The sequence below is a fragment of the Streptomyces sp. NPDC007264 genome (assembly GCF_042869095.1).
GTDB lineage: Bacteria > Actinomycetota > Actinomycetes > Streptomycetales > Streptomycetaceae > Streptomyces.
The window spans coordinates 159808-184035 of sequence record NZ_JBIAFD010000009.1 but is presented as its reverse complement, the minus strand read 5'-3'; the positions used below and the strand labels follow the sequence as shown (position 1 = coordinate 184035).

Sequence of the window (24228 nt, the reverse complement as noted above, 5' to 3'; positions counted from 1 at the left end):
CGGCGGTGACCCCGGAAGGATCACCGCCGCACACCGCTGAGCCGTTCGCCGCCGGTGTCTGTCCTTGGGCAATGAGCCGCCGCCGTCTTGAACTGGCAGGCCAGGAGCCTGCCGGGATGCCGTGGCGGCAGTGGCTTGACCTTGACGCCGGGTCAACCCTCCATCCTTCCGGCAGGAGCTTCCTCACAGCCGACCGGAAAGCTCCGTGAAGGGGGCAGACGACCATGGCGACCCGATCGATCGCCGGTCCGGCGATTCGCGTGCGGGGTCTGGAGAAGTCGTACGGGAAGCTCGAAGTGCTGCGCGGCGTGGACTTGGACGTGGCGCGGGGCACCATCTTCGCCCTGCTCGGCTCCAACGGGGCGGGCAAGACCACGACCGTGAGGATCCTCGCCTCGCTCCTGAAGGCCGACGCGGGGACGGCCAGCGTCAATGGCTTCGACGTCGCCGTACAACCGGCGCAGGTGCGGGGGTCCATCAGTCTCACCGGACAGTTCGCGGCTGTCGACGAGATCCTCAGCGGTCGGGAGAACCTCGTGCTCGTCGCCAGGCTGCGCCACCTCGAGGACCCGGGCGCGATCGCGGACGACCTGTTGAGGCGTTTCTCGCTGACCGACGCCGACACCCGGAAGGTGTCCACGTATTCGGGTGGGATGCGCCGCCGGCTGGACATCGCGATGAGCCTCATCGGGAATCCGTCGGTGATCTTCCTGGACGAGCCGACGACCGGGCTCGATCCCGAAGCGCGCATCGAGGTGTGGGATGCGGTCAAGGAACTCGCCGGCCATGGAACGACGGTGCTGCTCACCACGCAGTATCTGGACGAGGCCGAGCAACTGGCCGACCGGATCGCGATCCTCCACCAGGGGCGGATCATCGTGAACGGCACCCTCGTCGAGCTCAAGCAGCTCTTCCCGCCCGCCAAGGTCGAGTACGTCGAGAAGCAGCCGACTCTGGAGGAGATCTTCCTCGCGGTCATCGGCGGTGACCAGAAGACCGACGCCACCGGCACGACAACTGGAGGACAAGGATGACCGCGTACTTCTTCAGCGACACTGCCGTGCTCACGGGGCGGACGCTGCGCCATGTCACACGCAGTACGGACACCATCATCACGACGGTCATCACGCCGGTCGCCATGATGCTGATGTTCGTCTATGTGTTCGGCGGCGCCATTGACACCGGGTCGGTTCCGTACGTGAACTACATGCTGCCCGGCATCCTGCTCATGACCATCGCATCAGGCATCTCCTACACCGCGTACCGGCTGTTCACCGATGTGAAGAGCGGAATCTTCGAGCGATTCCAGTCCATGCCGATCGCACGGTCGGGTGTGCTGTGGGCCCACGTCGTCACCTCGCTGGTCGCCAACCTGATCGCGCTCGTGCTCGTCGTGGGCGTCGCTGTGCTCATGGGCTTCCGCTCAGGGGCAGGAGTGGCGGCATGGCTCGCGGTCGCCGGCATCCTCCTCTTGTTCACCCTGGCGCTGACCTGGCTCGCCGTGATCCCCGGGCTCTCCGCGTCGTCGGTCGAGGGAGCGGGCGCGTTCGCCTACCCGCTCATCTTCCTGCCGTTCGTCAGCTCGGCGTTCGTGCCCACAAAGACGATGCCCGGCCCGGTGCGCCGGTTCGCCGAGCATCAGCCGGTGACGTCGATCGTCAACACGATCCGTGCCCTGTTCACGGGGCGGCCGGTCGGCGACGACATCTGGATCGCGCTCGCCTGGTGCGTGGGCATCCTCGTCGTGGCGTACGTCTTCGCGATGATCGCCTATCGCCGGAAGATCGGCTGAGGCAGGCTGAGCCCCATGCTCACCATCAGCCGGCTGGCGGCGTACGCCGGGGTGACGGTAAGGGCGGTACGCCACTACCACAAGATCGGGCTGCTGCCAGAGCCCGAGCGCGACCGGTCCGGGTACCGGACCTACGATGCCGCCGCGGTCGTACGACTGATCCGGATCCGCGCCCTGGCCGATGCCGGCGTGCCGCTGGCCAGGGTGCAGGAACTCCTCGACGCCGGCCAGGAGGAGTTCACCGGCGGCGTCCAGGAGATCGACAAGGATCTGCGCGCCGAGATCCGGCGGCTGCAGGACACCCGCAAGCGGCTTGCCCGGCTCGCTGCCGGAGAGCACCTGGCGCTACCGCAGAGCGTCGTGGACTACCTCGACCGGTTGCGTGGTCTCGGCGTCGGGGAGCGGTACATCGAGCTGGAGCGGGATGCCTGGATCATGATCGCCGCGCAGGTGCCGGACCTGATCGACGCCGTGATCGTCAGGAAGCACCAGGAGCTGGACGATCCCGACATGGTGAAGCTCTACAGCCTTGTCAGCGGGGCACCCGACTGGTCAGCCGACGATCCGCGGGTCGTCGAGGTCGCCGACATCCTGGAGCGCCTGATGATTCGCACCCTGGAAGCCGGCGAGGTGGGTGACGACGGCTTCGACGACCAGTTCGTCGCCCTGCTGGATTCAACCATGCTCGAGTCCGCACCGGGCGCCGCGCGGCTGTTGGCGATCCTGAAGGAGCGCGGCTGGAGGGGCTGGACCCGCATCGAGCGAGTGCCCGCCGACAGGCTCAACACCGAGCTGCCGTCGTCCTGAAGGCACGTCAGGGCGTTGCGACGGGGCGAACGTCGCCTGCTGGGGCCTAGCATCGGGCGCATGTCAGGCACCTCCGCGCTGCGCACCCGGTGGGTGCGGCGTCCGCCCGCCACCGGTGGCGCCGTGCTGGCGACCGGCGTCCTGTCGGTCGGGCTGCACCTGGCCGGGTACGAGGTCCTCTCCCGCATCGCCCTGGCCCTGGCCTGCGCCGCCTGGCTGGGCCTCGTCGCCGACGTCGCCGTGCGGCTGCTGTGGGTGCCAGGGCCGTGGGAGCCGGCCCGGGCGGGCTCCCCCACCGGGCTCACCCCGGTCGCGGCGAGTGCCGTGCTGGGGGTGCGGGTGTCCCTCCTGGGCCTGCATCGGCTCGCCGAGGCGCTCCTCGCGCTGGCCCTCGCCCTGTGGGTGGGGCTGGTGTACCCGGTTCTGCGGCGCTGGGAGCGCCGTCGGCCCGGGGCGGTGTTTCTCGGGTGTGTGGCCACGCAGGGGATCTCGGCGCTCGGGGCGGTGCTCGCCGCGGCCACGGACGTGGCGTGGCTCGCGCACCTGGCCCTGGTCCTCTTCTGGCTCGGGCTGGTGCTCTACCTGGTGGGGCTGTGGCGCTTCGATCCGCGGCAGGTGCTGACCGGTGCCGGAGACCACTGGATCGCCGGCGGCGGGCTCGCCGTCTCCGCGCTGGCCGGGTCCCGGCTCGTCGCCGCGGCGCACCGGGGACCGTACCTCTGGAACGACGACGACAACGGCGTCCTGCGGGCCGCCACCGTCGCCCTCCTCGTCCTCACCCTCGCCTGGTCCTGCGTGCTGCTCGTGGCCGAGGCGCTCCGGCCGCGGCTCGGCTACGACGCGCTGCGCTGGGCCACCGTCTTCGCGCTGGGCATGACGGCGGCGGCGACGCTGTCCGTCGCGTCCTCCCCGGGGGTGCCGTGGCTGCGCGGTCCCGGCCGGGTGCTGTTGTGGATCGCGGTGGCCGTCTGGTGCGTGGTCCTCGCGGGAGCCGCCCGTGCCGTCGCGCGAGGGCTCCGTCCCCCCGGCGAAGCCGAAGGCGTCAGACCCAGAGCACCGCGATGAAGATGTTCACGCAGGTCAGCGCGCCCACGAGCCCGAAGAGGGGTGCCTTGACCCGCTCCTCGTCGCGCTGGACGTAGACCAGTCCGAGGATGACGACCAGCACGGCCAGCTTGATGCCGATCTTGACCATGTTGAGCGTGTAGTCCTGCGCCTCGTTGACGCCGACCAGGGCGACACCCGTGACGAGCATGGTCAGCGCCCCGTGCAGCATCGCGGGCACGAAGCGGGCGGTGCCCTGACCCATGACCTTCATCTGGGTGAGGAAGCCGCCGAGGAGCGCGCCGATGCCGATGATGTGCAGGCCGACGAGGAAATGGGTGAGTACGTCCATGGCCGGAGCCTAATCAGGGCCCCTGCGGCTCCCGACACCGGCCCACGGGTGGGACGGCGCTCGCACCGCTCGGGCTCCGTTCGGGCTCCGTCCGGGCTCCGCTCGGGCTCCGTCCGGATCGGCCCGCCCCCGTCCCGCATATATGCGGCCCATAGCAGTGCGTCACCGCCCTGTCGCACGGAACCGCCGTATCGGTCAACGCACAGCGTGAATCCGCGGGGCCCAGGCCGGCATCGCGGTCACATACGGTCACCAGGCAGTCCGGTCACGCCAGTTCCGTACATTGCGTCACCGACTCGTCACGCTCCGGATTACGGTCCTTCCCCAGGTGACCGGCTCCCCACCGCCGCCCGACCGGGCGGCCGCCGGCCACCCCCGCCGAGAAGATCCGGCGGCGGCCCGTTTCCCCTGTGCGGGCCGCCGCCGGAGCCGTCGCAGCGCCCGCGGCCCGGCGGCCGTACGAAAGGACGTGACGTCGAGTTGGCAGCGCACCGCAGGACCGGACCGCGTTCGCCCGGCGGGGGCAGGATCCGCACCGCCGCCACGATCGCCCTGGCGGGAGCGGCGTCCCTGACCGGCCTCGACGGGACGGGGCACGCCGAGCCGCCGCGCTCACCGGCGCAGGTCGAGGCCGAGGTCGGCAGGCTGTACCACGACGCGGAGTCCGCGACCGAGAAGTACAACGGGGTGAAGGAGCAGGCCGACCGGGCCCGGGAACGGCTCGACGCGCTGCAGGACGAGGCCGCTCGCCGGACCGACCGGCTCAACACGGCGCGCCGGGCGCTGGGTTCCGCCGCCGCGGCGCAGTACCGCAGCGGGGGCCTGGACCCCGCGGTGCAACTCCTGCTCTCCTCCGACCCCCGGCAGTACCTCGACAAGGCCGCGTTCGCCGAGCGCGCCGACGGTCGGCAGGCGGCCGCCGTGACGCGGGTGCGCCGGCAGCTGCGGGAGATCGAGCAGGTGCGCGGGGCGGCACGCGTGGAGCTGGCCTCCCTGACGTCACGGCAGGCGGAGCTGCGGCGGCAGAAGCGGACGATCACCGGGAAGCTGCGCGAGGCCCGGCGGCTGCTGTCCGGGCTCACGCGGGAGGAGAGGGCGCGTTTCGCGGCGGGCGGCACCGGGCGGGTGGCACGGTCCGCGGCACGGGACCTCATGGGGCCGGTGTCGGCGTCGGCGGCGGCCGCACAGGCGCCGGACGCGCGGGCGGCGGCCGCCGTGGCCTACGCGTTCGGCAAGCTCGGCAGCCCCTATGTGTGGGGCGCCACCGGGCCCCACGCCTTCGACTGCTCGGGCCTGGTACAGGCCGCGTACCGCTCGGCGGGCGTCGCGCTGCCGCGGACGACCTACACCCAGATCGGGGCGGGCCACCACGTCCCGCGCTCCGAGCTCCTCCCCGGTGACCTGGTGTTCTTCTACTCCGGGATCAGCCATGTGGGGATCTACGTGGGGCAGGGGCGGATGATCCACGCACCCAATCCGTCGGCACCGGTGCGGGTGGCGCCGATCGACGAGATGCCGTTCGCGGGGGCCACCCGCGTGGTGTGAACCGCTCGTGCGGCGCCGTATCCGCCAGTGCCTCCGCGATGCCCGCGACCCCTTCGGTGATGGCGCCGCCCGGTGTCGCCGCGTAGCCGAGCAGCAGTCCCGGCGGTCCCGGGCATTGCCGGTGCCACGACAGCGGGTGCGTCTTCACGCCCCGGGCGAGCGCGGCCGACGCCAGCTCCGTGTCCTCGAAGCCCGCGCCCTCGAACGTGATCAGCAGATGCAGCCCGGCCGCGGCACCGTGCACCACCGCGTCCGGCAGCCGCTCCCGGATCGCCGCGATCATGGTGTCGCGGCGACGGCGGTGGCGGCGCCGCAACAGCCGAAGGCGGCGCTCCAGTTCACCGGACTCCATGAGCCGGGCGAGGACGAGCTGCGGCAGCACGGGGTTGCCGAGGTCGGCGAAGCGCTTGGCGGCCACCAGCGCGTCACGGTGGCGCGGCGGGGCGATCAGCCATCCGGTGCGCAGGGCGGGGGCCAGCAGCTTGGAGACGCTGCCGGCGTAGCAGACCCGCTCGGGCAGCATGGACCGCAGCGCGGACACGGGCGGCCGGTCGTACCGGTGCTCCGCGTCGTAGTCGTCCTCGACGATCAGCCCGCCGTCCCCGGCCCAGCGCATCAGCTCCCGCCGTCGCGCGCCGCCGAGCACGACCCCGGTGGGGAACTGATGGGCCGGAGTGAGCAGCACGGCTCCCCCCGGCGGCAGCCGGTCGACCCGCACGCCGTCCTCGTCCACGGGCACGGGCGGCGTGCGCAGGCCCTGGCGCGCCAGGTGCTGCCGGACGCCGAGGGATCCCGGCTCCTCGACGGAGATCTCCTCGACGCCGTCCTCGCGCAGCACCTGCCCGATCAGTGCGAGGGCCTGGGCGGTCCCGGCGACGATCAGCACATCCTCGGCGTCGGCCCGGATCCCCCGGTACCTCCCCAGCCAGCGCGCCACGGCCCGCCGCAGCTCCGGTGCGCCGCGCGGGTCCCCGTACCCGAAGCCGCTCGCCGCGACCTCGTCGAGCACCGCTCGCTCGGCCCTCAGCCATGCCGTGCGCGGGAACGCCGTGAGATCGGGCACGCCGGGCGAGAGGTCGATACGGGCGGGGGCGGCGCGGACGGTGTCGAAGACGTCGTCGCCGGGCGGGACGCGGAAGGGGGATGCGGCCGCCCCCGATCGGTGCGGCACCGGCCGGGGCACGCCGTAGGCCGTGGTCGGTCGCGCCACCACCACGGTCCCGTTCCGTCCCCGCCCCGTCACATGGCCGTCCTCGGCGAGCCGCTGGTACGCCTCGGTCACCACGCCCCGCGACACGCGCAGCTCGGCGGCGAGGACGCGGCTCGCAGGGAGCCGGCTCCCCACCGGCACCCGTCCGTCGGAGATGGCCCGTCGCAGCTCCCCCGCCAGCCAGTCGGCGCGCCCGCCGACGGGCGCCTGACGGACGTCCAACTGCAGGAAGTCGGCGCCGGGGCCGGGACCTGCCGGGGAGTGCCCGCTTATGGACCCGTCGTTTCCCTCTCCATTGGCCCTGTCCACCGGGCCATTGTGGAGCAATGCTCGCCCCATGACCACATCCCTCGCCTACGTCCACGGCTACTCCGCCGACGAGGCCCGCCGCCTCGGCGACCAGGCCGACACCCTGGCCGCGCTGCTCCACTCCGGCACGTCCTACCCGGCGGGCAGCCGGGTCCTGGAGGTCGGCTGCGGTGTCGGCGCGCAAACCGTGCACCTGGTGACGGCGAGCCCGCAGGCGGAGTTCGTCGCGGTGGACGTGTCGGCCACGTCACTCGCCGAGGCCCGGGACCGGGTGTCGGCGCATTTTCCCGCCGCCCGCGTCCGCTGGCTCCGGGCCGACCTCTTCGACCTGCCCTTCCCCGACGCGTCGTTCGACCACGTCTTCGTCTGCTTCGTCCTGGAGCATCTGCGCGCCCCGCACCGGGCGTTGACCGCCCTGCGCCGCGTGCTGCGCCCGGGCGGCACACTCACGGTGATCGAGGGCGACCACGGCTCCGCCTTCTTCCATCCGGACAGCGCGTACGCCAGGGCGGCGGTCGACTGCCAGGTCCGACTGCAGTCGGCGGCGGGCGGCGACGCCCTGATCGGCCGCGCCCTGCACCCCCTGCTGACGGACGCCGGCTACGAGGAGGTGGCGGTGCGCCCGTACACCGTCTACACCGACCGCTCCCGTCCCGCCCTGGTGGACGGATTCACCCGCGACACCTTCATCGCCATGATCGAGTCCGTGCGCGACCGGTCCCTCGCGGCCGGCCTGATGACCGCCGCCGACTTCGACCGCGGCGTCGCCGACCTGCACCGCACCACGGCCCGGGACGGGACGTTCCACTACACGTTCTTCAAGGCCGAGGCGATGAAGCCTGGCACGGGCGCGGGTTGAGCGCCGAACGACTCGCGGCCGCGGACGCGGGTGGGTGGGTTGGTGGTGGGGTGGGTGGTGGGGGCGGACCACCCGTCCTCACTCTCCACCTGACCTGCTCGAACTGGGCGTCTGCGAGAGATCGCCGGGACCGGGCAGGCCCGTGAAGAACGGAGTACGCCTGGGTTGCGAGTCGGCGACGGACCGTTCGGAAGGGGAGATTGCGGGCGATCGTTGAGCCATGCCCGGACGTGCCGACAAGCGGCCCTCCGGCGGAGAGGGCGCCCTCACCGCAGGTTGTCTCCTGCTTCTCGTTGCTCACGTGCACAGCGTGGTGTGATCGTCGGCGTGCCTGCCGAACGGTCACACCAGCCGTCGGGCCGTCGCCCAGCGGGTCAGCTCGTGGCGGTTGGACAGCTGGAGCTTGCGCAGCACCGCCGAGACATGGGACTCGACCGTCTTCACCGAGATGAAGAGCTGCTTGGCGATCTCCTTGTACGCGTAGCCGCGGGCGATGAGGCGCAGCACCTCGCGTTCGCGCTGGGTGAGGCGGTCGAGGTCCTCGTCGACGGGCGGGGCGTCGGTCGACGCGAAGGCGTCGAGGACGAAGCCGGCCAGCCGGGGGGAGAAGACGGCGTCGCCCTCCTGGACCCGGAAGATCGAGTCGACCAGGTCCGAACCCGTGATCGTCTTCGTCACGTACCCACGGGCTCCGCCGCGGATCACGCCGATCACGTCCTCGGCGGCGTCCGACACCGACAGCGCCAGGAACCGGACCGGCCGCGCGGCGTCGGACATCAGCGCGGCGCAGCGGCGCAGCACCTCCACCCCGCCGCCGCCCGGCAGGTGGACGTCGAGGAGGACCACCTCGGGCCGCACCGCCGTGATCACCGACACCGCCTGGTCGACGTCCGCGGCCTCCCCGACCACCTCGACCCCGGTCCGCTCGGTCCGCCCGATCTCGGCCTGGACGCCCGTGCGGAACATGCGGTGGTCGTCGACGAGCACGACCCGCACCCGCCGGCCGCCGGCATCGGCGCCCGCAGCGGCATCGGCGCCCGCAGCGGCACCGGCACCGGACACCGCGGACTCGTCGGCGCCGCTCTGCCCCATTGCCCCGTTCACGTCGCTCATGACGTCCTCTCCGCCCTCTCCATCTCCAGCTCGACCTCCGTGCCGCCGCCGGGAACGGCGCGCAGCCGCGCCGTGCCGCCGTTGCGCTCCATGCGGCCGATGATCGATTCTCTGACACCCATCCGGTCGGCGGGTATCGCATCGAGGTCGAAGCCGGGGCCGCGGTCGCGCACGGACACGAAGACCTTCCCGCCCTCGACCTCGGCGTAGACCTGGACGGCGCCGCCGTCGCCACCGTACTTGGCGGCGTTCACCATCGCCTCGCGCGCGGCCTGCATCTGTGCGCCCAGCCGCTCGTCGAGGGGGCAGTCGCCGACGACGACCACCTCGATGGGGACACCGTGCTTGTCCTCCACCTCGGCCGCGTTGCGCCGGACCGCCTCCGCGAGGGTGCCGGGCCCCTCGTCCTCCTCTGTGCCGGTGCCCTCCGGGTTGTAGAGCCAGGCGCGCAGGTCCCGCTCCTGGGCGCGGGCGAGTCGGCGCACCTCGCCCGCGTTCTCCGCGTTGCGCTGGATCAGGGTCAGGGTGTGCAGCACCGAGTCGTGGACGTGGGCCGCGACCTCCGCGCGCTCCTGGGCGCGGATGCGCATCAGGCGCTCCTCGGACAGGTCCTGGGTCATCCGCACCAGGTACGGTCCGGCGAGCAGCGTGACGCCGACCAGGACGGCGAGCGCGGCCTGCAGCACGGAGCCGAGGTGGGCCGCGGAGCCCTGCAGCACGAACATGCCGGAGACCCCCGCGGTGACCAGCAGGACACCGGCGGCGGCGCGCAGGAGGGTGAGGGTCCGCCGGCGGCTGCCGACCTCCATCCAGCGGGCCCGCCGCGCGTTGTCCGCCTGCCGCCACACCAGGGCGACGCCCGCGGCGACGAGGACGGCCGGGATCAGATAGGCCTTGGCCCCGCTGCCGAGGTTCACGCTGCCCACGAAGGTCAGCGCCATGACGACCATGAGGAGCAGGGCCACCATCTGGCCCCGGTCGGGCTTGCGGGCGACGAGTCTGCGCCGGCCGTCCGGCGAGGTCTCGGTGGTGACCAGCGACGGGGGGCGCCGGTCGTCGACGCCGCCGACGCCGAGCGGGACGAAGAACCAGAACGCGGCGTACAGCAGCGCGCCGAGGCCGTCCGCCATGAAAAGGCCGACGAAGACGAGGCGCACCCAGATCACGGGCAGGCCGAGGTGCCCGGCCAGCCCCCGCGCCACGCCCCCGAGCCAGCGTCCGTCGCTGCTGCGGTAGAGCTTGCGCGGCGGCCGCGGATCGGTGAGGGGCACTGCTGCGGCGTCCGGCATGCCATCGATGGTCACACGACCGGTCCGGCGGAGCATCAGGGTCGGCCCCCTAGACTCCCCTGATCTCCACATCCGTTGATCATCCGTTGATCGAGCGCTCCCCCGGGTGGCCGGCGGGGCCGATTTCAGGGTTCGGCCAGGGTCGTCCCGACTGCCGCCGGGCGGCCGGGGCAGGGACCATGGACGCATGACAGATCAGCAGCACGCGGCGGCGGGGGCCGGCCCCGGCGCGGGCCGGGGCGCCCGTCCGCCGGGCGACGGTCCGCGGGGCACCGCCCCGCGGGATGCCGCGCCGGCGTCCGGCGAGCGCACGGCGGCCGGGCAGGGCACGGCGGCCGGCGAGCGCGGGCCGGTGCGGGACGACGCGGCCGTCGCCGAGGGGCCGGGTCCCTTCCGGCGCGAGCGTCGGCACAAGATGCTGGCCGGCGTCTGCGCGGGCCTGGCCCGTCAGTGCGACATGGACCCGGTGATCTTCCGGATCGTGCTCGCAGTGCTCTCCGCGACCGGCGGCCTCGGCCTCATCTTCTACGGCTTCGTCTGGCTCTTCGTCCCGTACGAGGACGAGGACGAGAACGAGATCCGCAAGCTGCTGACGGGCCGTGTCGGCGGCCAGGGCCTGGCCGCCGTCCTCTTCGCCCTGGTGGGCTGCGGGGTCTTTCTGTCGATGCTGAGGAACGGCGGGGTGCTGACCTTCGCCGCCGTCCTGTCCCTGCTGCTGGCGGGCGCGGGCTACTGGTCGCGGCAGCGCGACGCCGCGGACCCCGACCCGCTCGCGGCACAGGCCGTGGCCGACGCGCCGCCGGAGGCGACGGCGCCGCCCGTCCCCGCCGTCCACCCCTCCTGGTGGCGGGAGCCCATCGTCAAGGACGGCACGCATGTGGGCGGTACGGGGTATCTGTGGGGGCCGAGCGACACGCCCAGCCGCGAGGTGGCGGCGGCGGTCGCCACCGCCCGCGGCACGTCGTACGGCAGAGGGACGGGGGCACAGCCGCCGAGGCCGCGGGGTCCGCGCTGGATCGGTGGCTGGGTGTTCCTGGCGGCGCTGCTCGCCGGCGGTCTCGGCGCCCGTCTCACCTGGGACGCCGACGCGCTGGGCACGAGCCTGCAGACGGGGCTGGCGTACGCGCTCGTCGTCTTCGGGGCGGGCATCGCGGTCAGTTCGCTTCTGGGCCGTACGGGAGCGGGCTCGGTGTTCCTCGCCGTGATCACCGCGGGTCTGCTCGCCGCGTCGGCGGCCCTGCCGAAGGACATCAGCAGCCACTGGACGCGCACGACCTGGGCCCCGGCCTCGGCGGCCGCCGTGCACAGCACGTACGACCTGGGCACCGGTGTCGGCACGCTGGACCTCACCCGGCTCGAGCCCCGTGGCACGCAGACGGTGACGACCCGGGCGGAGGTGGGCGTGGGCCGGCTCGCGGTGGTCGTTCCGCGGAACGCGACGGTGAAGCTCGACATCCGCGCGGGTCTGGGCGACATCCGGTTGCCCGGCGAGAGCGAGAAGGACGTGGACGTGGCACCCGGCAAGCACAAGCGGTTGACGCTCTCCCCGCCGTCCGGCACGAAGAGCGCGGCCACCTTCGACCTCAGCCTGGAGGTCGGCATGGGCCAGGTGGAGGTGACCCGTGCTGCGTCATGAGTTCCAGCCCGGCCGACTGGTCGCCGGCGTCTCCCTGATCGTCGCGGGCGTCGTCTACGCCGGTGACGCGCGGGGCGCCTGGGAGACGCCGTGGTTCGTGATCGTCCCGGTCCTCGTCGGCGGACTCTGCCTCGCGGCCGTGACGGGCCTGCTGGCCCGCTCACTGCGCAGGGCCCGCAAGGCCCGCAAGGCCCGCAGGGCCGCCGCGGAGGCGCGCGCCGGTGAACACACCGGACAGGACCGGGCCGCCGCCGCGTGACGGCCGGGGCGTGTCCGGTGCGTGTCCCTGTCAGCGGGACCGGGCCGCCGCCGCGTGACGGCCGACGGCTGTCCCTACCAGTCCGCGCCCGAGCGGTTCCGGCGCCGGGAACGGATGGCGGCGTCCAGGGAAAGGACCGGGGCGCCGGCGAGGACCAGGGGCAGCCAGGCCATCAGGTACGCCAGGTCGTTGCCGTAGTAGTAGGGGCTGGACTGCCAGCTCACGGTCAGCCACAGGCTCATCGAGATGAGCGCGCCGCCGAGCGCGGCGAGCCGGCCGAGCAGGCCGACGAGGGTGCCGATGCCGACGGCGAGTTCACCGAAGGCGATGGCGTAGCCGAAGCCGACGGGGTTCTTCAGCGCGAGGTCGACCATCGCCGGGATCGCCGAGGAGTCGCGTACGGTCCGCATCAGGTCGCCGACCGAACCGTTGCCGGAGGCGTGCAGGAAGGCGTTGTCGGTGAGCTTGTCCACGCCCGCGTAGACGAAGGTGACGCCCAGGAACACTCGCAGCGGGAGCAGGGCGTACCGGGTGGCGGTGTCCCGCCAGGAGCGGCCCTGGTCGAGGTAGGGGGTGTGGGTCTCCGTGCGCATGCCATGAGCCATCGTGTCCGCCGCCTCTCGTGCGCCATGTCGTTGACTCCTCAACAGACCATACGTGCACAGGGCGGGGCCCGCTCAACCGCTGTGCGGCGACTTTCCCCCTGATTGTCGCCAGCGGCCGGGGACCTGTCAGTCCGTCACCTCGATGGCCACCCGATTGGTCTCCACCCCGGCCGCCGTCACCACCTGCACCTCCACCCGCCCCGGCTCGACATCCGCCGGTACCGGAACCGTCAGGAGGGTGTCCGTCGGATTGCTGAAGCCGCCGGGCACGGGGACCAGGGGGACATGGACGTGGATGGCGCCGATGCGCACCACCATCCGGGACAGCCGGTCCGCCGTCTGGGCGCCGGGCGGTACGAAGCCCGCGCCCCGGATCTCGATGTCGTCACCCGTACGGATCGGCGCGTCCAGGTCGCCCGCCTCTCGCGCCCGGACCACGGAGAGCACCACCGGGCGGCCGCCCTCCGCGTACTTCCCGGCGAGGTAGGTGGCCGCCGACACCAGCACCAGCAGCGCCAGCCCCCACGGCAGATCGGGCAGCTGGTCCGGTCGCCGGGCCAGCCGGACCAGCGCGAAGGCCAGGGCGACCGCGCTGATGACCACGTACTGCGTGTCCGCGAAGCCGCCCCGCCCGGAGTCGTCCGTCAGCAGGTCGGCGGCGCGCGGCCGGTCGGCGCGCACCTTCTGCAGGCGCTGGCCGAGGACGCGCAGCCCGACCACCCTGCGCACGAGGACCGCGATCCCGCTCACCACCGCGATCACGGTGACCGCGCCCGCCCCGCGCGCGAGGTCGAGGCCGGCGATCAGCGCGTCACGCCGGCCGTGCGCGGAGGCCGCGGCCAGCTCACCGGCCAGCACCAGCACCGCGTACACCGCGAACAGCACCCAGCTCGCCGCCACCGCGCGCGAGGTCGACAGCCGGTTGTCCTCCCCGATGACGGGCGCGAGCGCGCCGCCGCGCGCCCGGTGCAGATATGCGGCGGCGGTCAGCGCGGATCCCATCAGCACCGCCGCGGCGAGCCCGGCCGTCCGCGCCACGGTCCACCCCGCGCCGATCGCCGTCAGCGCCTGGGCCAGCAGCAGGACGCCCACCGTGCCCCACACCGCGACGGCCGTGCGCCGCCACAGCCCGGCCAGCCAGGCCGCGCCGTCGGCCCTGCGCCGCTCGGCGACGAGGTCCGCGGACTGCGTCAGCTCGTCGGAGACCCACTGGCGGGACGCGGACGCGGAGTACGCGACCGCCGCGGGCAGCCCCCGCCCGGACGCGAACTCCTCACGCCTCGCCAGGAACTCCGCGACCGCGCGCCGGTGTCCCTCGCGTGCCCCGTGCGGGCAGTCGCCGCAGGTGCAGCCACCCCCGTGCACGCCCGGACCGCCCCCGCGCCCCGCATCCTGCCCCGCCTCCTGCACCGCCACGCCCGCTGCCGCCTTCCCCGCGCCGATCTCCCTGCCGCACCCGGCCACCACCTGGCCGGACGGCTCCACCCGGCCGCCGCCCGACCGGGTTCTGACACGCACGACCGCCGGACGGCGATGCCGTACAACTGCCCTGCGACGACAGCGAATTGTGCCGTATGAATCACACCCCGCGTTCGCCAGGTCCACCCGGACGAGTGAAGGGCAAGCCCTTGGTTGACGCCGTCGGGGACCGTCCGACCGTCCCCCGGACCGGTCGCGTCGGCCACCACGACGGCGACCGCGACGGCGACGGCGACGGCGACGGCGACCGCGACCGCGACGTGCGGACGCCCAGCGCGGTCCCCCAGCGGTCGGTTCAGCTCAGCAGATCCGGTTCACCGCGGCTGATGTCCTGCCACAGCGGCTGGTAGTTGATCCAGGCCACCAGGTCCCCGCCCAGCTGCTCCCGGGTCGCCACCGCCTGCCGGTGGTCGATCAGGACCGGCCGTCCCGCCGCCCTGGCCGTGAGCTGCACCTGGCAGGAGCGTTCCATCGACAGGAACCACCAGGCCGCCGCGTCCACCGAGTCGCCCACGGTCAGCAGCCCGTGGTTGCGCAGGACAAGCGCCTTGCGCGTGCCCAGGGCGGTGGCGATCCGGCGGCCCTCCTCGGCGTCCACGGCGACGCCGGTGTAGGCGTCGTAGACGGCGTGGTCCTCGTAGAACGCGCAGGACTCCTGCGTGATGGGGTCCAGCAGATCGCCGAGCGCCGCGAGGGCCCGCCCGTGCACGGAGTGGCAGTGGGCGACGGCGACGACGTCCGGCCGGGCGGCGTGCACCTGGGTGTGCACGGTGAACGCCGCCTGGTTCACGTGGTAGCGGCCGTCGATCACCTGCCCGTCCTGGTTGGCCATCACCAGGTCACTCACGGTGACGTGCTTGAACGGCATCCCGAACGGGTTGACCCAGAAGCAGTCGGTGAACTCCGGGTCGCGTGCGGTGATGTGCCCGGAGACGCCGTCCTCGAAGCCGAGCCGGCCGAAGATCCGCAGCGCTCCGGCCAGCCGCTCCTTGCGGTGCCGACGCTCGTCCTCCAGGGATTCGTGCATCGGGGGCATGGCGAACTGCAGCTGATCGGTGGGCAGGGGCAGCGGCGGGGTCGGCCCGTGCATGTGTCCTCCAGCACTGGGTTCCTTGACGAAGCGGAAGTTACCGTCGGTCTCCGCAGGAGAACAGAGCCGTGCGGTGAAGAGAGTGCGCAACCGTAACGCGGGTCCTCGCACCGCGGCACCGGAGCCGGAGCCGGGGAAACACTCGCGTGCGGCCGTGGATCATGACAGGTGATGTCGGGTATCCGGGGTCAGACTCACGGTATGACACCCAGCCCCCTCCCATCGAGCCGCACGCCGTCGAGCTGGGCGGCCTTCACCGCCGCCGAGCCCGTCCTCGCCCGCCTCGCCGAGGAACGCTTCGGCGCCTTCACCCATCACGTCCTGGCGACCCTCCGCAAGGACGGCTCGCCCCGCACCACCGGCCTGGAGGTCCGCTTCCTGAACGGCGAGCTGTGGCTCGGCATGATGCCGGACTCGCTCAAGGCGCTGGACCTGCGGCGCGACCCCCGCTTCGCCCTCCAGGCGAACCCGGGACCGGGGACCGGGATGGGCGGCGGTGATGTGCGCGTCAGCGGGCGGGCCGTCGAGGTCGAGGACGGCGCGGCGAAGAGCGCGTACGTGGAAGAGGTGAAACCGCCGCAGCCGTTCCACCTCTTCCGCACCGAGCTGACGGAGGTCGTGCGGACCTACGTCGAGGACGACACGTATCTGGTCGTCCAGGTCTGGAAGCCCGGAGAGCCGGTGCGCACCCTCCGGCGGACATGACTCAGGGGGTGGTGGCCCCGGGACGCCCCCGGGGTCACTCCCACTCGATGGTGCCCGGCGGCTTCGAGGTCACGTCGAGGACGACGCGGTTGACGTCACGGACCTCGTTGGTGATCCGGGTCGAGATCTTCGCGAGCACGTCGTACGGCAGCCGGGACCAGTCGGCGGTCATGGCGTCCTCGGACGAGACGGGACGCAGCACGATCGGGTGGCCGTACGTCCGGCCGTCGCCCTGGACGCCGACGCTGCGCACGTCGGCGAGCAGGACCACGGGGCACTGCCAGATCTCGCGGTCGAGGCCGGCCGCCGTCAGCTCCTCGCGGGCGATGGCGTCGGCCTCGCGCAGCAGGTCGAGCCGCTCCCTGGTGACCTCGCCGACGATGCGGATGCCGAGGCCCGGGCCCGGGAAGGGCTGGCGCTGGACGATCTCCTCCGGCAGGCCGAGCTCGTGGCCGACCATGCGGACCTCGTCCTTGAAGAGCTTGCGCAGCGGCTCGACGAGCTGGAACTCGAGGTCCTCGGGCAGGCCACCCACGTTGTGGTGGGACTTGATGTTGGCCGTGCCGGTGCCGCCGCCGGACTCGACCACGTCCGGGTAGAGGGTGCCCTGGACGAGGAACTCCACCGGCTCGCCGCTCTCGCCGGCCTCGGCGACGATCTCCGCCTGGGCCTGCTCGAAGACGCGGATGAACTCGCGGCCGATGATCTTCCGCTTCTGCTCGGGGTCGGAGACCCCCGCCAGCGCGGTGAGGAACCGCTCCTGGGCGTCGACGACCTTCAGCTGGACGCCGGTGGCGGCCACGAAGTCCTTCTCGACCTGCTCGGTCTCACCCTTGCGCATCAGACCGTGGTCGACGTAGACGCAGGTCAGCTGGGAACCGATGGCCTTCTGCACGAGGGCGGCGGCGACCGCGGAGTCCACGCCGCCGGACAGCCCGCAGATGGCGCGCCTGGAGCCGACCTGCCGGCGGATCGTCTCGACCTGCTCCTCGATCACATTGCCGGTGGTCCAGGTCGGAGCCAGCCCCGCGCCGCGGTACAGGAAGTGCTCCAGCACCTGCTGGCCGTGCGTGGAGTGCATGACCTCGGGGTGGTACTGGACGCCGTACAGCTTCTTCTCGTCGTCCTCGAAGGCGGCGACCGGGACGACGTCCGTGGACGCCGTGACGGTGAAGCCCTCGGGGGCGGCGGAGCAGGCGTCGCCGTGGGACATCCACACGGACTGCTCGGCGGGGGTGCCCTCGAAGAGGGTGGAGGACGGCCGGCAGACGCTCAGCGCCGTACGGCCGTACTCACGCGCCCCGGTGTTGTCCACGGTGCCGCCGAGGGCCCGGGCCATCAGCTGGAAGCCGTAGCACATGCCGAAGACGGGGACGCCGGCCTCGAAGAGGGCGCGGTCGACGGTCGGGGCGCCCTCCTCGTAGACGGACGAGGGGCCGCCGGAGAGGATGATCGCCGCCGGGTTCCTGGCGAGCATCTCCGCGACCGGCATGGTGCTCGGCACGATCTCGCTGTAGACCCGGGCCTCGCGGACGCGACGGGCGATGAGCTGGGCGTACTGCGCGCCGAAGTCGACGACCAGGACGGTGTCGGGGGCGGTGGCAGCGGGGGTCGCTGATGACACGGGTTGCCTTCCGGCGGCTTGACAGGGGGCTGTGGTACCCGATTCTAACGGGGCGGGCGGTGGGACCCTCCGTCTCACCGGGGACGGGCCCGCACGCCGGTTTCCCGGTCGGGAGGTCCACCGGCCCCCGTCTCACCATCCGAACCCGCTTGGTACGCACCCCGGGCCCTCGGCATACTGGAGACATGCTGACGCACACGACCTTCGTCTTTACCTATGGCAGCCGGCCCGCCGGATGCCATGGTCGTGCTGCTTGAGCCACTGACAAGCACCTCCCAGGCGCCCCGGGCCGACATGGTCCGGGGCGCCTGGCGTTTGCGGACCGCGCCGGTCCCGGGCACCTCGCCGCGACACCGACCCCAGAGGAGCCCCACATGACCGCCCCCACCACCGAGCAGACGACCGCCGGGAAGACGACCACCGAGAAGACCGGCGCCCGTACGTCCGAGGCCGCCGACCTGATCAGCGGCGCCCGTGAACGCATCGACGCCCTGGACGACCGTCTCATCGGCCTCATCCAGGAGCGCATGGCGGTCTCCGCCGTCATCCAGGACGCCCGTATCGCCTCCGGCGGCCGCCGGGTGAGCCTCTCCCGCGAGATGGAGATCCTGGGCCGCTACCGGGAGGCCCTCGGCAAGCCGGGCACGGCCCTCGCGATGACCCTGCTGGAGCTGTGCCGGGGCCGCGTCTGAGGCGGCCGCCGCGGAACCCCGTCCTGCGACGGGCGTCCGGCGCACCCACGTTCCCATTGTCTCTCACCCGTACGGCACGTGACCGGGAGCGCGCGGGGTTCGTTGGTCCCGGTGTCCGTGCCAGCCAGGGGCGGGCCCGAAAGAACCACGCGTGGCTCCGCTGGGGCGATGAGGCGTACGGACGGATCGTGCCGTGCGTCGTGGGACCTCGCCCCAGGGATGTGACCGGACGGCAGGGGACAGCAGCCCGGTCACCAGTAAACGGCCGGCTCCGGGGACGCCCGGAGCCGGCCGGCGGAAATCCGTTCAGGTGCGGTCGAAACGGTTGCGGAGGCCGGGGTCGTCCAGCACGATGCGAAGGACGGCGGGCTCCGCGGACAGAGGACACCTCCGGATCTCCGCCCTACAACCGCCAAAGGTCCATACCAGACGCGCTCCCCGAGTGCGCCGGGCGCACGACCGGGCGGCCACATTGGACCAGCGGCGCAATCCCCCGGCGCCGCTCCGGGCACCGGCGCCGCCCTGACGCCGGTGCTGACGCAAGAGGGGCCCCGCGACCTTCCCCCCGGCCGCGGGGCCCTTTGCGTGCACGGCGGGGCCGGGCCGGGACCGCAGCACACCCGCCGTCGAGTGGCCTACGTCACATAAGAATTCCGTGAGGCGCGGGACAACCCTTCCCGGTGGTCACGGGTCTCCTCTACGCAACCAACGGTCACACCCGCGCCCCACACGCGGAGACCTCCCCCAACCGTGTGCTGCCGCGCCGCAGCACGTCAGACTTCCGAGGTCTTCATGAAGCTTCGCCGCGCCATGGTCACCGCAGCCGCGACGGCCGCCATAGCCCCGCTGGCCCTGCTCTCGGCTCCGGTCGCGTTCGCGTCGGACTCTTCTCCGAGCGCGCCGGTGAGCAGCCCGGCGGCCGACGAGAGCAGCCCCGCAACCTCCGTCTCGCCGACCGACACCGCGTCGGTCTCGTCCTCGCCGACCGACACCGCGTCGACCTCGTCCTCGCCGACCGACACCGCGTCTGCGTCGAACACGCCGACCGACCAGCCCACCGACAGCGCGGAGCCGACCGACGAGCCGACCGAGCCGTCCGGCATCTGCGAGGACAATCCGGACTACAAGTCCAAGCTGGACGCCCAGCTCACCGGCCTGCCGGGCAAGATCGCGGTCGGCAGCGGCTGGCATCCCTTCACGCTCACCGTCAAGAACCCCACGAAGACCAGCGCGAAGGACGTCGTCTTCTACGCGGGCGTCGGCCCCAACGACGAGACCGCCCAGGACGCGTTCAAGTCCAGCCAGGTCCAGCTCCAGGTGAAGTACGAAGGCGCCTGGGAGGACGTCACGGACGGCGCGGGCCACTCCGTGGGCTATCTCGACCTCTCCGACATCGAGGGCGGCCAGACGCTCAACTACCAGCTCCGGCTGAACGTCAAGGCCAGCGCTCCGGTCGGTGAAGGTCTGACGATCGGCGGCGGAGTCTACTTCGACGAGGAGGAGAGCTGCCTCAGCGCGGGCGAGGCCCACTACGTGATCCAGATCGTCAAGGCCGGGAGCGACACGGGTGGCACCAAGCCGCAGGAAGGCGGCAAGGCCCCCGTTCCCACTGAGAAGCCGAACAAGAACAACACGCAGGAAGTCACCGGCAACCTGGCCGAGACCGGCTCCAGCTCCGCGCTGCCGACCATCGGCCTCGTCGGCGGCCTCGCCGTCGCCGTGGGTGCCGGTGCGCTGTTCGTGGTCCGTCGACGCAAGGGCGCCGGCCCGGACGCCGCCGCGTAACACGCGCGGTAGGCGTCAGGACGTGGCGCATACGGCACGGGGGCGGTGACACACCGCTACCGCCCCGCCCGAAGGGCCTGCACACGGAGGGGGGTGCAGGCCCTTCGGCACGCCGTCAGGCCGTCAGGCCGTCAGGCCGTCAGGCCGTCAGGCCGTCAGGCCGTACCCGAACGACGGTCGCGGTAGCCGCACCCACGTCCGGACAGCACCTTTCCTACTTGTCGTGCCCGCTCCCGCCCTCACCCTGTCGCACGGCCAGCGGTTCCGTCGCGCGCACGCGCAGCGCCGGGCCCTCGTCCAGCTCCAGCTCCACCGCGGGCGCGCCCGCCGGGTCCCGCTCGTCGCGAGCCCCGACGACGGTCCGCCACTCGCCCCACACCCGTACCTGCTCCCCTCGCCGGACCATGACCGCCGCCACCTCCCTCACGACCGGCTCGACAACGATGTCCGGGGCCTTCAGTTCGGCGTACACCGTCTTCCCGATCCCGGCCGCGCGCTCCTCGAAACCCCACCGATGGGCCAGCGCCGCCACCAGCAGCAGCCCGCGGCCACCCGTCTCGTGGTCGGCGGGCTCCCGCACCTCGGGCCTGCCTCCACCGGCATCGCTCACCTCCAGACGCAGCAGCCCCTCGCCGACCGAGCGGGTGATGCGGACGCCCACCTGGCGATCGCCGGGCACGGGCACACGCAGCGCGTTGGTCACCAACTCCGACAGCACCAACTCCGCCGACTCCAGGACCTCCCGGCCGACACCCCAGTCGCCCAGCACTGCGTGCAGCAGCGCACGCGCTCTGGGCACGCTGCGGCGGCTGCGGGGCAGCCGGAAGGCGATTTCGTTCGGACAGGGGTGCTCCACCATGGCGTCCTCGATGGTCGATCGCTGTGAGTCAAGTGCCCGTCTTCCCGCAGGTCTTGAACGCCGACGTGCGGGCAGGCGCAGCATACAAATATCTATGCAACGTTGCGCCACACTATGTAGCTCGATTCACCTTTTCAGGTAATGCCGCACGTTATGGAGACCTGCTTCTGGTAGGGAGTTGCGCATGCCTACTGTCAAACCGTCCACCGTGCTGGGGCGCCAACTCGGCGACGAACTAAGGAGATTCCGCGAGGCCGCAGGAGTGTCCATGGCGCAAGCCGCCCAGGCGCTCGACTGCACCAAGGGCAAGATCAGCCGCATCGAGAACGGGCACGTCCCCGTTCGCAGCCCTGACCTGATCGCCCTCATGCACGCCTACCGGGTGGTGGATCCGGCGTCGCGAGAGCGCCTCGCGTCCCTTGCCCGGACGGCCAACCGGCGGCGGCGCGAGGGCTGGTGGCACCAGTACGCATCCGTGCTCAGCGACACGTACGTCGATCAGATCGAGATGGAGGCCATCTGCGAGAGCATCCGGACCTACCAGGTGCAACTGGTTCCCGGGCTCTTGCAGACGGAGGGGTACGGGCGTGCGGTGACGGTCGCCTCGCGCGCCTGGCGGACACCCGAGGAGATCGACCGTTTCGTTCAGGTGCGCATTACCCGGCAGAAACGCCTCACCGACGAGTCGCCGATCGCGTACTGGGCCGTGCTCGCGGAAGCAGTGCTGCGGCAGCAGGTCGGTGGGCCCAGAGTGATGAGCGCACAGCTGGAACACCTGGTGGCCATGGCGGAGCAGCCCAACATCACCATCCAGGTGCTCCCTTTCTCACGCGGCGCGCACTCGGGCATGTTCGGCCCGTACCTGCTGCTCGGCTTTCCGCAGATGGCGGCGCTCGACCTCGTGCTCACCGAGGCTCCGACCGGCAACATCTGGATGGAGGGTGAGGCTGAAGTGGCCTGCTACCGCGCACTCTTCGACGACGCGCGGATGGCAGCATTGCCACCGACGGAATCACTCGGGCTGATCCAGCGCACTGCCAGGGAGTACAGATCATGAGCCATGAAGCCCCCGCCTCGGAGGGCGCCGACGCAGCGATATGGCGCAGGAGCAGTTACAGCGGCGGCCAGGGTGATTGCCTCGAAGTCGCCGACGGCTGCCCGGCCCTCGTCCCCGTCCGCGACAGCAAGCGTCCCGCCGGTCCGGTGATCCGCTTCGGCCCGGACGCCTGGCGGGCCTTCGTCGCGTACCTGGGGTGAGCCGGGCGCCCGCCGCGGCCCACCCCCGACCCGGACGCCGTCAGCCGACGGCGTCCTTCTTCGGCGGCACCGTCGGCACCCCCAGGAGCGGCAGGCGCAGGGCGCCGAACGCCTCCGCCGGCACCGCGGGGCGCTGGGGCTCGACCGGCTTGAGGCGCGCGTAGGACGCCCCCTGTTCCGGGCGCGGGTCCGCCTCCCCCTTGTTGGGCCAGTACGACATGGCGCGCTCGGCCTGCGCGGTGATCGTCAGGGAGGGGTTGACGCCCAGGTTCGCCGAGACCGCCGCGCCGTCGACCACCGAGATGCCGGGGTGGCCGTACAGCCGGTGGTACGGGTCGATGACGCCCGTCTCCCGTGAGGCACCGATCGGGCAGCCGCCGAGGAAGTGCGCGGTCAGCGGCGTGCCCATCAGTTCGCCCACGTTGCTGCCCGCGAAGCCGTTGATCTCCTCGGCGATCGCCGACGCCGCCTCGGAGGCCGCCTTGATCTGCTTGGGGTTGGGGGCGCCGTGGCCCTGCCGGGCCGTCAGCAGGCCCTTCCCGGCACCCTTCGGCTTCAGGTACGTCGTCAGGGAGTTGTCCAGCGACTGCATGACCAGACCGATGATGGTCCGCTCCGACCAGCGGCGGTTGGAGAGGGACCGGGCCGTCAGCCACGGGTGCCGCACCACGTTCCCGAGCCAGGCCAGGGCCCGGGAGGAGCCCTCCGCGTACGGGACCTGGAGGACCGACAGGCCGCCCATCGCGTTGGAGCCCTTGCCGTAGCGGACCGGTTCGATGTGCGTGCTCCCGTCCGGGTGGACCGAGGACGTGATCGCGACGCCGCGGGTGAAGTCGACCTCGGTGCCGTGCGCCTTGCGGTAGCGGCGTTGGTCGGTCTGCGCGCCCACCAGCGCCTCGGAGTTGGTGCGCGTCAGGTCGCCCAGGCGCTCCGACAGGTGCGGGAGCTGCCCGTTCGCCTTCATGCGGTGCAGCAGCGTCTGCGTACCGTACGTGCCCGCCGCCAGCACGACCCGGCGTGCCGTGAAGGTCCGCTCCTTCCCCTTGCGCTTCTTGTCCGTGGGGAGGGTCGTGACGGCGTACCCGCCTCGCGCGTCGTCCGTGACCGACACGACCGTCGTCATCGGGTGGACGGCGGCCCCCGCCTTCTCGGCGAGGTAGAGGTAGTTCTCGTTGAGGGTGTTCTTCGCGCCGTGGCGGCAGCCCGTCATGCACTCCCCGCACTCGGTGCACGCCCGGCGGGCCGGCCCGGCGCCCCCGAAGTACGGGTCGGGGACCTCGTCGCCGGGCGTGACCCGGACGTCTCCGTCGGCGTCGTCGCCGTCGCCGAAGAAGACGCCGACCGGTGCCATGTGGAACGTGTCACCGAAGCCCATCCGCTCGGCGGCGGCCTTGAGGTGGACGTCCGACGGGGTCATGGTCGGGTTGAGCCGCACGCCCAGCATGCGCCGCGCCTGGTCGTAGTACGGCTTCAACTCCTCCTGCCAGTCGGTGATGTCCCGCCACTGCGGGTCGTCGAAGAACGCCTTCGGCGGCACGTAGAGGGTGTTGGCGTAGTTGAGGGAGCCACCGCCCACCCCGGCGCCCGCCAGCACCATCACGTTGCCCAGCAGATGGATGCGCTGGATGCCGTACAGGCCGAGGGCCGGTGCCCACAGGTAGTTCCTGAGGTCCCAGGAGTTCTTCGGCAGGGAGTCGCGGGTGAAGCGGCGCCCCGCCTCCAGGACGCCCACCCGGTAGCCCTTCTCGGTCAGCCGGAGGGCGGTGACGGAGCCGCCGAAGCCGGAGCCGACGACGATGACGTCGTAGTCGTAGTCGTAGGACGGATCGTCGGACCGCTCGTCCGGTTCGGCCCGTTCGTTCCGCTGTTCGCCCTGGTTCCGGGCAGGGTTCTCCTGTGACACGTGCTCTCCTCGTT

22 protein-coding genes and 1 pseudogene are annotated in these 24228 nt (G+C 72.3%); 13 read left to right on the top strand and 10 right to left on the bottom strand.

Annotated elements, in window-relative coordinates; translation table 11 throughout:
• Nucleotides 1–224: 224 nt before the first annotated feature.
• The 4 genes from ACFYMU_RS17920 to ACFYMU_RS17905 are packed head-to-tail and all read left to right on the top strand — an operon-like array spanning nucleotide 225 to nucleotide 3664.
• Nucleotides 225–1034, top strand: coding sequence for an ABC transporter ATP-binding protein (locus tag ACFYMU_RS17920; protein WP_388373813.1), 810 nt, complete (start codon nucleotides 225–227; stop codon nucleotides 1032–1034).
• Nucleotides 1031–1792, top strand: a complete 762-nt coding sequence (locus tag ACFYMU_RS17915; protein ID WP_388373811.1) for an ABC transporter permease — start codon at nucleotides 1031–1033, stop codon at nucleotides 1790–1792. Before ACFYMU_RS17920 ends, ACFYMU_RS17915 begins: the two co-directional genes overlap by 4 nt.
• A gap of 15 nt (nucleotides 1793–1807) precedes the next feature.
• Nucleotides 1808–2599, top strand: coding sequence for a MerR family transcriptional regulator (locus ACFYMU_RS17910; protein ID WP_388373809.1), 792 nt, complete (start codon nucleotides 1808–1810; stop codon nucleotides 2597–2599).
• A gap of 60 nt (nucleotides 2600–2659) precedes the next feature.
• Nucleotides 2660–3664 (top strand): tellurite resistance/C4-dicarboxylate transporter family protein, encoded by a 1005-nt coding sequence (locus ACFYMU_RS17905; RefSeq protein WP_388373807.1) that lies wholly within the window; start codon nucleotides 2660–2662, stop codon nucleotides 3662–3664.
• Here the strand turns inward: ACFYMU_RS17905 and ACFYMU_RS17900 are convergent.
• Nucleotides 3642–3995 carry a hypothetical protein gene (locus tag ACFYMU_RS17900; RefSeq protein WP_388373805.1) on the bottom strand — a complete coding sequence of 118 codons (354 nt, stop codon included), beginning with the start codon at nucleotides 3993–3995 and terminating at the stop codon, nucleotides 3642–3644. The genes ACFYMU_RS17905 and ACFYMU_RS17900 overlap by 23 nt on opposite strands.
• Nucleotides 3996–4475: 480 nt before the next feature.
• On the opposite strand from ACFYMU_RS17900, the gene ACFYMU_RS17895 reads away from it, so the two are divergent.
• A complete protein-coding gene (locus ACFYMU_RS17895; protein WP_388373803.1) occupies nucleotides 4476–5540 on the top strand; it encodes an NlpC/P60 family protein in 1065 nt (354 codons plus the stop codon).
• 13 nt (nucleotides 5541–5553) lie between these two features.
• Here ACFYMU_RS17895 and ACFYMU_RS17890 read toward each other — a convergent pair.
• Nucleotides 5554–7089, bottom strand: a pseudogene (locus ACFYMU_RS17890) (PLP-dependent aminotransferase family protein); the annotation flags it as partial.
• Here ACFYMU_RS17890 and ACFYMU_RS17885 point away from each other — a divergent pair.
• On the top strand, nucleotides 7088–7918 hold the full coding sequence (locus ACFYMU_RS17885) for an L-histidine N(alpha)-methyltransferase (RefSeq protein WP_388373801.1): 831 nt from the start codon (nucleotides 7088–7090) through the stop codon (nucleotides 7916–7918). The pseudogene ACFYMU_RS17890 and the gene ACFYMU_RS17885 overlap by 2 nt on opposite strands.
• 342 nt (nucleotides 7919–8260) lie before the next feature.
• On the opposite strand, the gene ACFYMU_RS17880 is transcribed toward ACFYMU_RS17885, so the two are convergent.
• Nucleotides 8261–9010, bottom strand: coding sequence for a LuxR C-terminal-related transcriptional regulator (locus tag ACFYMU_RS17880; RefSeq protein ID WP_388374049.1), 750 nt, complete (start codon nucleotides 9008–9010; stop codon nucleotides 8261–8263).
• 17 nt (nucleotides 9011–9027) lie between these two features.
• Complete coding sequence (locus ACFYMU_RS17875; protein WP_388373799.1) at nucleotides 9028–10356, bottom strand: PspC domain-containing protein; 1329 nt, start codon at nucleotides 10354–10356, stop codon at nucleotides 9028–9030.
• A gap of 151 nt (nucleotides 10357–10507) precedes the next feature.
• Here ACFYMU_RS17875 and ACFYMU_RS17870 point away from each other — a divergent pair, with 151 nt between their 5' ends.
• Entirely contained in the window at nucleotides 10508–11956 is a 1449-nt protein-coding gene (locus tag ACFYMU_RS17870; RefSeq protein ID WP_388373797.1) for a PspC domain-containing protein, read from the top strand.
• Nucleotides 11943–12215, top strand: a complete 273-nt coding sequence (locus ACFYMU_RS17865; RefSeq protein WP_388373795.1) for a hypothetical protein — start codon at nucleotides 11943–11945, stop codon at nucleotides 12213–12215. Before ACFYMU_RS17870 ends, ACFYMU_RS17865 begins: the two co-directional genes overlap by 14 nt.
• A 74-nt stretch (nucleotides 12216–12289) precedes the next feature.
• Here the strand turns inward: ACFYMU_RS17865 and ACFYMU_RS17860 are convergent, their stop codons facing one another.
• The 3 genes from ACFYMU_RS17860 to ACFYMU_RS17850 all read right to left on the bottom strand — a co-directional run bounded on the left by ACFYMU_RS17860 (nucleotide 12290) and on the right by ACFYMU_RS17850 (nucleotide 15389).
• A complete protein-coding gene (locus ACFYMU_RS17860; protein WP_388373793.1) occupies nucleotides 12290–12820 on the bottom strand; it encodes a DoxX family protein in 531 nt (176 codons plus the stop codon).
• A 126-nt stretch (nucleotides 12821–12946) separates the two neighbouring features.
• Nucleotides 12947–14236: a hypothetical protein gene (locus ACFYMU_RS17855; RefSeq protein ID WP_388374048.1), complete on the bottom strand. Its 1290-nt coding sequence runs from the start codon at nucleotides 14234–14236 to the stop codon at nucleotides 12947–12949.
• A gap of 358 nt (nucleotides 14237–14594) precedes the next feature.
• The gene (locus ACFYMU_RS17850; RefSeq protein ID WP_388373791.1) at nucleotides 14595–15389 is read right to left on the bottom strand and encodes a class II aldolase/adducin family protein; all 795 of its coding nucleotides are present in this window, start codon (nucleotides 15387–15389) and stop codon (nucleotides 14595–14597) included.
• A 201-nt stretch (nucleotides 15390–15590) separates the two neighbouring features.
• Here ACFYMU_RS17850 and ACFYMU_RS17845 point away from each other — a divergent pair, with 201 nt between their 5' ends.
• On the top strand, nucleotides 15591–16094 hold the full coding sequence (locus tag ACFYMU_RS17845) for a pyridoxamine 5'-phosphate oxidase family protein (RefSeq protein WP_388373789.1): 504 nt from the start codon (nucleotides 15591–15593) through the stop codon (nucleotides 16092–16094).
• Nucleotides 16095–16128: 34 nt separating this feature from the next.
• Here ACFYMU_RS17845 and guaA read toward each other — a convergent pair whose 3' ends face one another.
• The gene (gene guaA / locus ACFYMU_RS17840) at nucleotides 16129–17718 is read right to left on the bottom strand and encodes a glutamine-hydrolyzing GMP synthase (RefSeq protein WP_388373787.1); all 1590 of its coding nucleotides are present in this window, start codon (nucleotides 17716–17718) and stop codon (nucleotides 16129–16131) included.
• Between the two features lie 374 nt (nucleotides 17719–18092).
• Between guaA and ACFYMU_RS17835 the strand changes: the two genes are divergently transcribed.
• Together ACFYMU_RS17835 and ACFYMU_RS17830 are read left to right on the top strand one after the other, a co-directional pair.
• Complete coding sequence (locus tag ACFYMU_RS17835; protein WP_388373785.1) at nucleotides 18093–18410, top strand: chorismate mutase; 318 nt, start codon at nucleotides 18093–18095, stop codon at nucleotides 18408–18410.
• A 792-nt stretch (nucleotides 18411–19202) separates the two neighbouring features.
• Nucleotides 19203–20195, top strand: a complete 993-nt coding sequence (locus ACFYMU_RS17830; RefSeq protein WP_388373783.1) for an LAETG motif-containing sortase-dependent surface protein — start codon at nucleotides 19203–19205, stop codon at nucleotides 20193–20195.
• 214 nt (nucleotides 20196–20409) lie between these two features.
• Here the strand turns inward: ACFYMU_RS17830 and ACFYMU_RS17825 are convergent, their stop codons facing one another.
• Complete coding sequence (locus tag ACFYMU_RS17825; protein ID WP_388373781.1) at nucleotides 20410–20994, bottom strand: ATP-binding protein; 585 nt, start codon at nucleotides 20992–20994, stop codon at nucleotides 20410–20412.
• A gap of 244 nt (nucleotides 20995–21238) precedes the next feature.
• On the opposite strand from ACFYMU_RS17825, the gene ACFYMU_RS17820 reads away from it, so the two are divergent.
• Together ACFYMU_RS17820 and ACFYMU_RS17815 are read left to right on the top strand one after the other, a co-directional pair.
• Nucleotides 21239–22111, top strand: coding sequence for a helix-turn-helix domain-containing protein (locus ACFYMU_RS17820; protein WP_388373779.1), 873 nt, complete (start codon nucleotides 21239–21241; stop codon nucleotides 22109–22111).
• A complete protein-coding gene (locus tag ACFYMU_RS17815) occupies nucleotides 22108–22311 on the top strand; it encodes a DUF397 domain-containing protein (RefSeq protein WP_388373777.1) in 204 nt (67 codons plus the stop codon). Before ACFYMU_RS17820 ends, ACFYMU_RS17815 begins: the two co-directional genes overlap by 4 nt.
• A 40-nt stretch (nucleotides 22312–22351) precedes the next feature.
• On the opposite strand, the gene ACFYMU_RS17810 is transcribed toward ACFYMU_RS17815, so the two are convergent.
• Nucleotides 22352–24214 (bottom strand): GMC family oxidoreductase N-terminal domain-containing protein, encoded by a 1863-nt coding sequence (locus ACFYMU_RS17810; protein ID WP_388373775.1) that lies wholly within the window; start codon nucleotides 24212–24214, stop codon nucleotides 22352–22354.
• Nucleotides 24215–24228: the final 14 nt, after the last annotated feature.